Source organism: Sphingomonas sp. Leaf28 (assembly GCF_001421685.1).
Taxonomy (GTDB): domain Bacteria; phylum Pseudomonadota; class Alphaproteobacteria; order Sphingomonadales; family Sphingomonadaceae; genus Sphingomonas; species Sphingomonas aurantiaca.
The window spans coordinates 302,894-315,137 of the sequence record NZ_LMKX01000009.1 but is presented as its reverse complement, the minus strand read 5'-3'; the positions used below and the strand labels follow the sequence as shown (position 1 = coordinate 315,137).

Annotated in this window: 10 protein-coding genes; 6 read left to right on the top strand and 4 right to left on the bottom strand. The window is 67.4% G+C overall.

Translation table 11 applies throughout. The features are described 5' to 3' along the window. Positions 1 to 4 precede the first annotated feature (4 nt). From ASE79_RS14605 to ASE79_RS14590, 4 genes are all read left to right on the top strand, one after another. Complete coding sequence (locus tag ASE79_RS14605; protein ID WP_321163338.1) at positions 5 to 1,342, top strand: amidase family protein; 1,338 nt, start codon at positions 5 to 7, stop codon at positions 1,340 to 1,342. Between the two features lie 4 nt (positions 1,343 to 1,346). After that, entirely contained in the window at positions 1,347 to 2,528 is a 1,182-nt protein-coding gene (locus tag ASE79_RS14600) for an acyl-CoA dehydrogenase family protein (RefSeq protein ID WP_056418021.1), read from the top strand. A 135-nt stretch (positions 2,529 to 2,663) separates the two neighbouring features. After that, entirely contained in the window at positions 2,664 to 3,791 is a 1,128-nt protein-coding gene (locus ASE79_RS14595) for an acyl-CoA dehydrogenase family protein (protein WP_056418018.1), read from the top strand. Between the two features lie 133 nt (positions 3,792 to 3,924). Next, positions 3,925 to 4,812: an acyl-CoA thioesterase gene (locus ASE79_RS14590; protein ID WP_056418582.1), complete on the top strand. Its 888-nt coding sequence runs from the start codon at positions 3,925 to 3,927 to the stop codon at positions 4,810 to 4,812. A gap of 18 nt (positions 4,813 to 4,830) precedes the next feature. Here the strand turns inward: ASE79_RS14590 and ASE79_RS14585 are convergent, their stop codons facing one another. Continuing rightward, positions 4,831 to 6,513 carry an amidohydrolase gene (locus ASE79_RS14585; RefSeq protein WP_056418017.1) on the bottom strand — a complete coding sequence of 561 codons (1,683 nt, stop codon included), beginning with the start codon at positions 6,511 to 6,513 and terminating at the stop codon, positions 4,831 to 4,833. 239 nt (positions 6,514 to 6,752) lie between these two features. Between ASE79_RS14585 and ASE79_RS14580 the strand changes: the two genes are divergently transcribed. After that, positions 6,753 to 8,012 carry a threonine ammonia-lyase gene (locus ASE79_RS14580; protein WP_056418011.1) on the top strand — a complete coding sequence of 420 codons (1,260 nt, stop codon included), beginning with the start codon at positions 6,753 to 6,755 and terminating at the stop codon, positions 8,010 to 8,012. A gap of 130 nt (positions 8,013 to 8,142) precedes the next feature. Next, positions 8,143 to 8,919, top strand: coding sequence for an arginyltransferase (locus tag ASE79_RS14575; RefSeq protein WP_056418008.1), 777 nt, complete (start codon positions 8,143 to 8,145; stop codon positions 8,917 to 8,919). Positions 8,920 to 8,971: 52 nt separating this feature from the next. Here the strand turns inward: ASE79_RS14575 and ASE79_RS14570 are convergent, their stop codons facing one another. The 3 genes from ASE79_RS14570 to ASE79_RS14560 are packed head-to-tail and all read right to left on the bottom strand — an operon-like array spanning position 8,972 to position 12,233. Further along, positions 8,972 to 9,781 (bottom strand): transglutaminase family protein, encoded by an 810-nt coding sequence (locus ASE79_RS14570; RefSeq protein ID WP_056418005.1) that lies wholly within the window; start codon positions 9,779 to 9,781, stop codon positions 8,972 to 8,974. Next, a complete protein-coding gene (locus ASE79_RS14565; protein WP_056418002.1) occupies positions 9,781 to 10,716 on the bottom strand; it encodes an alpha-E domain-containing protein in 936 nt (311 codons plus the stop codon). The genes ASE79_RS14570 and ASE79_RS14565 overlap by 1 nt, the downstream gene beginning before the upstream one ends. Beyond that, positions 10,716 to 12,233, bottom strand: a complete 1,518-nt coding sequence (locus ASE79_RS14560; RefSeq protein WP_056418580.1) for a circularly permuted type 2 ATP-grasp protein — start codon at positions 12,231 to 12,233, stop codon at positions 10,716 to 10,718. The genes ASE79_RS14565 and ASE79_RS14560 overlap by 1 nt, the downstream gene beginning before the upstream one ends. Positions 12,234 to 12,244: the final 11 nt, after the last annotated feature.

The following is a 12,244-nucleotide window of genomic DNA, read 5'->3' as shown; positions in this document are numbered from 1 at the left end:
TCGCGTGCGGCGGCACCTCCCGGGCGAACGCACGCTGATGGAACGCACCGCGCTCCAGACCGCGGCGGCGATCCGTGCGGGCGAGACGACCGCGCTCGCCGAGTGCGAGGCGGCGATCGCGCGGATCGAGGCGCGCGACGGTGCGATCAACGCCGTCGTCGTCCGCGATTTCGCCCGGGCACGGGCGGCCGCACGCGCGCTCGACGCGGAAGGTCCTCACGAACGTCCGCTGTTCGGCGTGCCGATGACCGTGAAGGAATCGTTCGACGTCGCCGGCCTGCCGACCAGTTGGGGCGTCGCGATCCACCGCGACAACATCGTCGACCAGGATGCGGTGGCCGTCACCCGGCTGAAAGCGGCGGGCGCGGTGATCCTGGGCAAGACCAACATCCCCGTCCGGTTGAGCGACTGGCAGGCCGACAATCCGATCTATGGCCGCACCAACCATCCGCTCGATACCGCGCTCACCCCCGGCGGATCGTCGGGCGGCGGCGCGGCGGCGCTCGCCTCGGGCATGGTACCGCTTGAGCTCGGCTCCGACATCGGCGGCTCGATCCGCGTGCCAGCGGCTTTCTGCGGCGTCTGGGGGCACAAGCCGACCTACGGCGTACTGTCCGACATCGGCCACCGCGTTCCCGGCACCGACGGGGCAAGCGCCGTCCTGGGCGTGATCGGCCCGCTCGCGCGCGATCCCGAGGATCTGGCCGTCGCGCTCGACATCCTTGCCGACCTCCCGCTGCCCCGCCCGAGCATCGACCTCGCCCGGCCGCGGATCCTGCTGCTGACCGCGCATCCCGCGGCGCGCGTGGATTCGTCGATCGTGTCGGCGATCGAGCATGTCGGGGAGGTGCTGGGCCGCGCGGGCGCAATCGTGTCGCGCGCCGCGCCGCCGATCGACCTGGCGGCGCAACATGCGGATTACATGCGGCTGCTCGGCATCGCGATGACGCGCGGCGGCCCGGCGCGTGACGGCAAGGTCGCAACGCTGTCCCACTGGTTCGACCTGCTCGACTCGCAGGCTCGGCTGCAACGCGCCTGGAGCGCGCTGTTCGAGCAGGTCGACGCGGTGATCGCGCCCGCCAGCGGCGTGAACGCCTTCGCGCACATCGCCGAGCGCAACGTCGCGCGCCGCACGCTGTCGATCGACGGCGACGACACCCCGTTCGGCGTCCAGTTCGCCTGGGCGGGTCTCGCCACCTTCCCCAATCTGCCCGCGACCAGCGTGCCCGTCGGGACCGACCCGCGCGGCCTGCCGATCGGCGTGCAGGTCATCGCCAACCGTTACCGCGACCACGACGCGATCGCCGTCGCCGCGCTCGCCCACCGATCAAGCAGGAGCTGATCCGATGTCCGACCTCGACACTTTCCGGTCCGAAACCCGCGCCTGGCTCGCGGAAAACTGCCCGCCCGAGATGCGCAAGCCCGTGCGCTCGGAGGACGATGTCTGCTGGGGCGGACGCCAGTTCAAGCCATCGTCGCCTGCGCAAAAGGAGTGGCTCGACAGGATGGCCGCCAAGGGCTGGACCGTGCCCGACTGGCCCAAGGCTTACGGCGGCGGCGGGCTGTCGCCGGCCGAGACCAAGATTTTGCGCGAAGAGATGGCGGCAATCAAGGCGCGCAACCCGCTCAACTCGTTCGGTATCTCGATGCTCGGACCGGCGCTGCTGAAATACGGCACCGAGGAGCAGAAGCTCGATCACCTGACGAAGATCGCGCGCGGCGAGATCCGCTGGTGCCAGGGCTATTCCGAGCCGAATGCGGGCTCGGACCTCGCCGGTCTCGCGACGTCGGCCGAGGACAAGGGCGACCATTATCTCGTCAACGGCCAGAAGGTCTGGACCTCCTACGCCGACAAGGCCGACTGGATCTTCTGCCTCGTCCGCACCGACAAGACGAGCAAGCAGGGCGGCATCAGCTTCGTACTGTTCGACATGGCCTCGCCCGGCGTCTCGACCAAACCGATCCTGCTCATCAGCGGCAATTCCCCCTTCTGCGAGACGTTCTTCGACAATGTCGCGGTGCCCAAGATCAACCGGGTCTACGAGGAGAACAAGGGCTGGGACGTCGCGAAATATCTGCTCGGGCATGAGCGCGAGATGATCTCCGGCATGGGGCTCGCGTCGAGCGGCGGCAATCCGCTGATCGACGGTGCGATCGCCACCGTCGGGCTCGGGCATGACGGCCGGCTCGCCGATCCGTTGCTGCGCGCGTCGATCGCGCTGTTCGAGGTGCGCGCCAAGGCGTTCGGGGCGATGTCCGAGCGGTTCATCGACGAACTCAAGGCAGGCAAGGCGCACCCCGCGCAGCCGAGCATGATGAAATATTACGGCACCGAGCTGAACAAGTCGCGGTACGAGCTGATGATGGCGGCGGGCGGTTCGGATGCGCTCGAATGGGACAGCGACCGGTCGCGCGGCGGGGCTATTCCCCGGTCGTGGCTGCGGACCAAGGCGAACTCGATCGAGGGCGGAACGAGCGAGATCCAGCTCAACATCATAGCCAAGCGGATCCTGGAACTGCCGGCCTGACAGACCGATCACCTGACCAAAGCACGTCACCCCAGCGGAAGCTGGGGTCTCCCCGTAACGAACCGCCCCCCCTGCCGCACGATACCCCAGCTTCCGCTGGGGTGACGGAGGTTTCCCGGGCGTCGGAGCACCAAAATGCCACTCTACCTAGATGACGACCAGACCGCCCTGCAGGACACCATTCGCGATTTCGTCGCGGAGCATGCGCCGGTCAGCCATATGCGGGCTTTGCGCGACGCCGACGACACGACCGGCTTCTCGCGCGATCTGTGGAAGCAGTTCGCGGAGATGGGCTTTACCGGCATCCTGATCGGCGAGGATCAGGGTGGCTTGGGCCTTGGCCATGTCGAGGCGGGCGTGGTGCTGGAGGAGATCGGGCGCAACCTGTCCCCCTCCCCGTTCCTGTCCACCGCAGTCGCGGCGGTCGAGGCGCTCAAGGGCACGGGCCAGGCCGAACGCTGGTTCCCCGGGATCATAGCCGGCGAGACCGTCGCCGCGCTCGCGATCGACGAGCGCGCCAAGCACCGCGATACCGTCGCGATGAAGGCCGAACGGTCGGGCAACGGGTTCCGGCTGACCGGCGAGAAAAGGTTCGTCACGCACGGCCATACTGCCGACCTGATCATCGTCGCTGCACGCACCGCGGGATCGGACGACGACGCGGACGGCATCACCTTGTTCGCGGTGCCGAAGGACGCCGCCGGGCTTTCCGCACATGCCGAGCGCCTCGCCGACGCCAGCCTCGCCGCGCGCCTAGAGTTCGACAGCGTCGAGGTCGACGCGGATGCGGTAATCGGTGAAGTCGATGCCGGCCGCACGCCGCTCGATCGCCTGCTCCGCGCAGGACGTACCGGCGCGTCGGCCGAACTGCTCGGCGTCGGCGGCGGGGCGATGGACATGACGGTCGGCTACATGAAACAGCGCAAGCAGTTCGGGACGCTCATCGGCAGCTTCCAGGCGCTCCAGCACCGTGCCGCGCATCTCTATTCGGAGATGGAGGTCGCGCGCGCCGCCGTCCTCAAGGCGCAGCAACTGCTCGACCAGGGCAGCGACCGCGCGGACGAGGCGGTGTCGGTGACCAAGGCGATGACCGCGCTGGCGACCACGCTCAGCGTCCAGGAAGGCGTGCAGATGCACGGCGGGATCGGCATGACCGACGAATATGATATCGGCTTTTACATGAAGCGCGCGCGGGTGCTCGCCGAGATGTTCGGGGATGCCAACTTCCACGCCGATCGACTGGCGATCGCCGCCGGCTATTGACCCAAAGCTGTACCCCCGCGAAGGCGGGGGCCCAGACTGGGAGCGCTGGGTTGGATCGTCCGCCGGACGATCCTTGCGCATGCGGGGCATGCGCAACCCAGCGCTCGCCTTCGCGGGTGAACAAGGAGGTCAGATGCCTGCCGAAACTGCCGAAGTAACACCCGAAGCGCTCGCCCAGGGTCTCGTCGACCTGCTCGAGATCGAGGAGGTCGACACCGATCTCTATGTCGGCGAGCGGCAGCCCGGCGGCGTCGGGCGAGTCTTCGGCGGGCAGGTCATCGCGCAAGCCCTCCAGGCGGCGCAACGCTCGACCGAAGGCCCCAAGGCCGCCCACTCGCTGCACGCCTATTTCATGCGGCCGGGCAACGAGGACTATCCGATCGTCTTCCGCGTCGTCCGCGATTTCGAGGGCCGCAGCTTCGCGACCCGGCGCGTGATCGCGATGCAGAAGGGGCAGCCCATCCTCAACATGGCGGCATCGTTCCAGATGCCCGAAGAGGGCCTCCACCACCAGCACGCGATGCCCGACGTGCCCGCGCCCGAGACCTTGCGCTCCGACCGCGACCTGCGGCTCGAGACTATCGACGACATCCCCGAGAAGTTTCGCGCGCACATGCTGCGCTGGCGGCCGATCGAGGTCCGTCCGGTCAACCCGCGAAGCTGGATCGATCCCGCGCCGCAGGAGCCGCACTACGCCAACTGGTTCCGGCTCTGCGCGCCGATCGGCGACGATCCGGCGATGCACCGCGCGATCCTGGCATACGCCTCCGACATGGCGCTGCTCGGCACCGCGCTGCTCCCGCACGGCAAGAACTGGATCACGCCGGGGCTGCAGACCGCTAGCCTCGACCATTCGCTGTGGCTGCACGAGGATTTCCGCGCCGACGACTGGCTGCTCTACGCCTGCGATAGCCCGTGGTCGGGCCATGCGCGCGGCTTCAACCGCGGCAAGATCTACGCGAGAGATGGCCGCCTCGTCGCCAGCGTCGCGCAGGAGGGGCTGATCCGGATGCGCCAGTAACCTCCCGCGCAACGGCGGTTACTTACGAGTCCACACCTTTTCGCCGCCGATCCACGTTTCCTGCACCACGGTGGCGCGCAGGTCGGTCGGCGAGGCGGTCGTCGGATCGCGGTCGACGATGATGAAATCCGCGCGCTGGCCGGGGGCAAGCGCACCGAACTGCTTCTCGGCAAACCCGGCATAGGCCGCAGCCCCCGTCATCGCCCACCACGCCTGCTCGCGCGTGACTATTTCCTGCGGCTGCCACCCGCCCTGTGGCTGGCCATCGGCATCCGCACGTGTGAACGCCGCGGCCCAGGTCGCGAACGGATCGGGCTTCTCGACCGGGAAGTCGGTGCCGAAGGCGAGCTTGGCGCCATTGGTCAGCATCGATTTCCACGCATAGGCGCCCGCCAGCCGGTTCGGTCCGAGCCTGGCCTCCGCCATCGTCCGGTCGCTGGTCGCGTGAGTCGGCTGCATCGAGGCGATCGTGCCGAACTTGCCGAATCGCGGCAGGTCGGTCGGATCGACCACCTGCGCATGCTCGATCCGCCAGCGTCGATCGCCGGTATAGGTTTCGCTCTCCACCTGGATCGCGTCGAGCACCATCTGGTTGGCCTTGTCGCCGATCGCGTGGACCGCGACCTGATAGCCGTCCATCGCCGCCCGGCTCATCTGGTTCTGGAGCTGGTCGTCGGTGAGGAAGCCGAGGCCGGACTGCCCGGGCGCGTCGGCATAGGGCTTGAGCAACCACGCGCCACGCGACCCCAGCGCACCGTCGGCATAGAGCTTCACGCCCCCCATTCGCAGGCGATCGTTATACAGCCAGGGCGTCGGCCCCTTGCCGCCGATCCGGCTCGCGGTCTCGACGCCCATCGCATAGCTCATGATGCGGACGCGAAGCCCGCCGATATCCGCCATCCGCCGATAGGTGAGCCAGTCGTCGAGCGTCGTGCCCATATCGGCCACCGCGGTGACGCCGTAGCGCAGCAGGATGCTCTGCGCGGTGAGGAACGCGGCATCGCGCTCCTTGGGCAGCGGCTGCGGCACGACCTTCTCGATCAACGCCTGCGCGCCATCGACGAACACGCCCGCGGGCGCGCCGCCGGTCTTCTCGATGCGCCCGCCCGCGGGAGAGACGGTCGACGCGGTGACCCCGGCCTCGCGCATCGCCTCGCGGTTCGCCCAGCCGGCATGCCCATCGGCGCGCGACAGCCAGATCGGATGCCCGCCCGAGACCGAATCGAGATCCGCCGCGGTCGGGAAACGACCCAGCCCCCACGCCTCCTGGTTCCAGCCGCGCCCGATCACCCATTTGCGATCGGGATTGCCGGCAATGTACGCGGCGATGCGCGACTTGGCCTCGTCGAGCGACTTGGTCATCGACAGGTCGAGCGACAGCGCGCCGAAGCCCATCTCGATCACATGCCCGTGCGCATCGACGAAGCCGGGCAGCACGGTCTTCCCGCCCATGTCGATCCGCCAGTCGTAGAGCGGCTTGCCCGCGTTCTTCTTCAATTCCTTGCGGCTCAGCTTCGGCGCCTCCTCGCCCGGGGGAACGAGTCGCGTGACCCGGCCGTCCTTGTCGATCAGGATCGCCTTGAAATGGATCACCCGGCCGCCGTCCGCGACCGTGATACCGTTGACGTTATCGACGATACCGTCGGCCATGGCCGGGGACGTGGCGAGCGCGACGACCGCCGCAGACACAAGAAAACGCATCACTTCGCCACTCTCCACGCATGATCACTCGTCGGCCGGCAATATTCCCGGGACTTTCGCCCCGATACCAAAGCCTTGGCATTCGTGCCCCACGATACGCACGCGGAACGCGCGGACCGCACCGACGACGTCGCCCGCAAGGTATGCTGTACGCGCGCTGTGTCGAAAACCGATTTTGCCATTGGTCCCGCGCATAAGCGGTGTTCCCCCCTTGCGCCAGATGGTCTAGCGGGTCGGACATGGCTACCCACGCTGCCGTAGCGGCACCCACCCTCCCCGTCTCGATCGACGACGTCCGTGTCGCGCACGACCGGATCCGCGCCTCGATCGTCCGCACGCCGACGCTGATCAGCAAGACGCTGAGCCAGATGACCGGCGCGACGGTGTATCTGAAGTTCGAGAATCTTCAGTTCACCGCGGCGTACAAGGAGCGCGGCGCGCTCAACACGCTGTTGCAGCTGTCGCCCGAGGCTTGCGCGAAGGGCGTGATCGCGGCGTCCGCGGGCAATCACGCGCAGGGCCTCGCCTATCACGCCAACCGGCTCGGCATCCCGGCGACGATCGTGATGCCGGTCAACACGCCGACCGTGAAGGTGATGCAGACCGAGGGCCACGGCGCCAACGTCGTGCTCCACGGCGAGACGTTCGACGCGGCCTATGCGCATGCCCGCATCCTCGAGGGCGAGTGCGGCTTTACCTTCGTCCATCCGTTCGACGATCCGCGCGTCATCGCCGGCCAGGGCACCGTGGCGGTCGAGATGCTCGAGGACGTGCCGGAGATCGACACGCTCGTCATCCCGATCGGCGGCGGCGGGCTGATCTCGGGCATGTCGACGGTCGCGCACGCCGCCAGCCGCGAGCCCGGTGGCCACCCGATCGAGATCGTCGGCGTGCAGGCCGAACTGTTCCCGTCGATGTTCAACCGCATCAACGGCACCGACATGCCGTGCGCGGGCGACACGCTGGCGGAGGGCATCGCGGTCAAGGAACCTGGCGCGATCACCTCGAAGATGGTCGCCGAGCTGGTCGACGAGATCGTGCTGGTGAGCGAGCGAAGCCTGGAGGAATCGGTCAGCCTGCTGCTCCAGATCGAGAAGACCGTGGTCGAGGGCGCCGGCGCCGCCGGGCTTGCCGCGCTGCTGTCGCATCCCGGACGGTTTGCGGGCCGGACCGTCGGCATCGTGCTGTGCGGCGGCAATATCGACACGCGCCTGCTCGCCAACGTGCTGCTGCGCGACCTCGCGCGGTCGGGGCGACTCGCACGGCTGCGCATCCGGTTGCAGGACAAGCCCGGCGCGCTGTTCCACGTCGCGCGGATCTTCGATCAGGAACGCGTCAACATCATCGAGATCTACCACCAGCGCGTCTTCACGACGCTGCCGGCAAAGGGCCTCATCACCGACATCGAATGCGAGACCCGCGACCGCGCGCATCTCGATCGGCTGGTGGGTGCGTTGCGCGCCAGCGGCTATGAGACCTCGACCGTCGAACTGGCGTAATTGCGGCGCCGTTAAAGCGGTTTACCCCGTTAACTCATAATCGTGGTAAACCCGCTTTTCAGCTTTGCCGGACGCGCGCATAGAGCGTGATCCGCGGATTCTCGCGTCTGTCTGAAGGACATCGGCTTCGGTGACTGCGCCCTTTCGTTTTCCGCGCTTCTTCGTCACGAGCCCGTCCCCGTGCCCGTATCTGCCGGGCCGGCAGGAACGCAAGGTGTTCACCGAGCTGACGGGGCCGCATGCCGGCGAGCTGAACGATGCGCTCGGGCGGATCGGCTTCCGCCGCAGCCAGGGCGTGGCGTATCGCCCGTCGTGCGCAGGGTGCGCCGCCTGCGTGTCGGTCCGGATCGTCTCGGGTGAGTTCGTTCCGAACGCGACGCAGCGCAAGCTGCTGCGGCGGCACGGCGATATCGAGGTCACGGCGTGCAAGCCCTGGGCGACCGACGAGCAGTTCCAGCTGCTCCGGCGCTATCTCGGCACCCGCCATCCGGGCGGCGGCATGGCCGGCATGGACGAAGACGATTACGCGGACATGATCGAGCATTCGCCGGTCAACTCGCTGATCGTCGAATATCGCGAGCCGGGCGAGAACGGCGCACAGGGGCGATTGATCGGCGCATGCCTGACTGATCGTCAGGCGGACGGACTGTCGATGGTCTACAGCTTCTTCGCTGCCGACGACGAAAGCCGGACGGGGCTCGGCAATTTCATCATCCTCGACCATATCCTGCGCGCGCGCGATGCCGGGCTGCCCTATGTCTATCTGGGCTATTGGGTGAAGGGCTCGCCGCGCATGGAATACAAGACCCGGTACCGGCCGCTCGAGGTGCTGGGGCCAGCGGGCTGGCGGCGCTTGCAGGATGCCGATCTGGTCACGCCGCCGGCGCGCGTTGGCGTGGTCGCCTAACCAGCGCCCGGTTCCTCAGGAAGGGGGACGCTGGCCTCTCCCTCTTACGCGCTCAATCCTCGCGCTGGACGACAACGTCGACGTCGAGTTCCTCGCCACCTTCGCCAAGACGTGACCCGGCGACCGGTGCTGCGCCGGCAGCGTCTAGCGCCATCGCCACGCGCACATAATGCTCCTCGGGCGACATGCCCGTGCAGGGATCGAACCCGACCCAGCCCAGACCGTCGACATAGGCCTCCGCCCAGCCATGCGGTGTCGGCAGATGCACGACCGCGGCGTCGTTGTGATGATAACCCGACACGTAACGTGCGGGTGCGCCGAGCGAGCGTGCCGCGACCGCGAACATCTGCGCCATGTCGCGCGGCGTCGCGCTGTCCTTGCGAAATGCCGCCGCGGCCGTCAGCCCCGGCTCCGGACGCCCCGCATCGAACACGAAGCGGTCGTGGAGCGCGCGATTGAGCCGGTGCAACGCACCGATCCGATCGCGTGCGCCCGCCGCGGAATCGGCCGCGAACGCAGCGATATCGGCGTCGTACGTGGTAGCCTCGGTCCCCCGGAGGAACAGCGCCGGCGGCAACGTCTCATGGACGCCGTGCAGGACGCCGTCCGAATGACTGGTCAACACCTCGCCCTTCACCGTGATCTCGATCCCGTCGACGGGTCCTTCGGCGTAGAGCATCGTCACGGCGTTACCGAATCCGTCGCGGCCGGGCCGCAACCGCGCGTCGCAATCCACGTCGATCCGCCACGACGCCACCGTCTGGTCATGCGAGTTCTCCGGAGTCAGCCGGAGCATCTGCACCAGCCGGCCCTGCGGCTGGGTGAAGCGGTAGATCGTGTGATGATCGATCGACAGCCGCATTATTGGAACTTGAACTGGCGGCCGATCGCGCCGTGGAGCAGCGCGTTCTCGGCGATGAAGGCCTGCAGATACTGGTGCAGGCCGGAGGCAATGACCTCCCCCGACCGGGTCTTGGTCATCCGGCTTGCCCGCATCCGTGCCATCCTGTCCGCCTCCCCGTGGTTGCCCGTGCGTTTCGCGAGCAGGTTGAGAACGTCGACCGTCTCCTCAACCGACGCCGCGAGGCTGCGCGGCAGCTCCGCGCGTGCGAGCAACAGGTCGATCACGTCGGCGGGACGCAAGCCGTCATTATACAGCCAGCGATAGGCGGTCACCGCGGACACGGTCTGCAGGATCGTCGTCCACTGGTCGCGATCGATCGCGCCGCCGAGCCGCTCGCCCTCGGGCAGGAGGATATGATATTTGACGTCGAGCAGCCTTGCGGTGTTGTCCGCCCGCTCGACCGACTGGCCAAGCCTAATGAACCACGTCGTCTGGTTGCGCAGCATCCGGTGCACCGCACCCTCGAACCCGCGCGTCTCGGTCTTCACCGCCTCGACGAGGTTCATCTGGTCGGTCGTGCTGCGCGGCGTCGTCCGGTTCTCGAACAATAGCCACGCACGATTGATCGCGGTCCACGCCTCGCGCGTCAGCGCGGTGCGGACCGCCTTGGCGTTGTTGCGCGCCATGTCGACGCAGCGCACGATCGAGCCGGGGTGGCTCGAATCGAGCGTCAGGAAACGCACGACCTCGGTCTGGCTGAGATTGCCGCCGAGCGTCGCGAACGGCTCTTCCGTCTCGGTGACGGCGAGCGCGGACGCCCACGCAGCCTCGCCCGCGGGTTGCGACGACAGCACGTCGAGACGGACGGTCGCCTCGACCAGCCGCGCGATGAAATCCGCACGCTCGAAATAGCGGCCGAGCCAATAGAGCGACGATGCGGTACGCGAGAGCATCAGGCGGCCCCGTCAGTCTGCGCGCTCAGGCTCTGCGACATGCCGCCCATCGTCTGCGTCATGCCACCCGGCCTCATCCGTTGCGTCTGATCGGCCATCAGCACGAAACTGTCCTTCGTGCCCCCGCCCTGGCTGGAGTTGACCACCAGCGATCCTTCTTTCAGCGCCACGCGGGTCAGCCCGCCGGGAACCACCTTCACGCCCTTCGACCCGGTCAGCACGAACGGCCGGAAATCGACGTGGCGCGGACTGAGGCCGCCATCCGCCATTGTCGGCACGGTCGACAGCGCGAGCGTCGGCTGCGCGATGTAACGATGCGGTTCGGCGATCAGCGCGGCGCGGAAATTCTCGATTTCCTGCTTCGACGCAGTCGGTCCGACGAGCATCCCGTAACCACCCGAACCATCGACCAGCTTCACGACGACGTCCTCCAGATTGTCGAGGACGTACTTCAGGGCCTGCGGTTCACGGCAGCGCCAGGTCTCGACGTTGCGCAGCTTGCACTCGCCGCCCGAGTAGAAGTTCACGATGTCGGGCATGTAGCTGTAGATCGCCTTGTCGTCGGCGATGCCATTGCCCGGCGCGTTCATGATCGCGACGTTGCCCGCCGCATAGGCTGCGATCAGCCCGGGGACGCCCAGCGCGGAATCGGGGCGGAACACGAGCGGATCGAGATAATCGTCGTCGATCCGGCGATAGATCACGTCGACCTTCACCCGCCCCGCGATCGTCCGCATCCAGACGATGTCGTCGTCCACGACCAGATCGGCGGCCTCGACGAGTTCGATCCCCATCGAATCGGCGAGAAAGCTGTGCTCGTAATAGGCCGAGTTATAGTGCCCAGGGGTCAGTAGCACGCAGGTCGGGTTCGCCCCCGTCCCGTGCGGCGCGACCGATTTCATCGTTTCGAGCAGCAGATCGGGATAGCTGTCGACCGCCGCTACGCGGAACTCGCGGAACAGTTCGGGGCACAGCCGCAGCATTGCCTCGCGGTTCTCGAGCATATAGCTGACGCCGGAGGGCGTGCGGGCATTGTCTTCGAGCACGAAGAAATCGTCGGGACCGGTGCGGACCAGATCGATTCCGCAGATATGCGCCCATACGCCGTGCGGCGGGCGGATGCCGGCGATCTCGGGGCGGAACTGTGCGTTACCGAGCACGAGGTCCTCGGGAAGGATACCCTCCTTCAGGATGCGACGCTCGCCGTAGATGTCGTCGAGGAACGCGTTGATCGCTTCGACCCGCTGAACGAGCCCTTCGGACAGCCGCGTCCACTCGTCATGCAGGAACACACGCGGGACAATGTCGAACGGGATGATCCGCTCGGCCGCCTCGTTCTCGCCATAGACCGCAAAGGTGATGCCGAGCTGGCGGAACGTCGTCTCGGCGGCTTCCTGCCGGCGACGCAGCTCGGCGTCGGGCGTATCCTCGATCCATGTGCCGAGAGCCGCCAGTTCGGGCCGCGCGGTCGTATCGCCCGGCGTGCCCATGATCTCGTCGAACGCTTGTTTCCCCATCGAAACGGTCA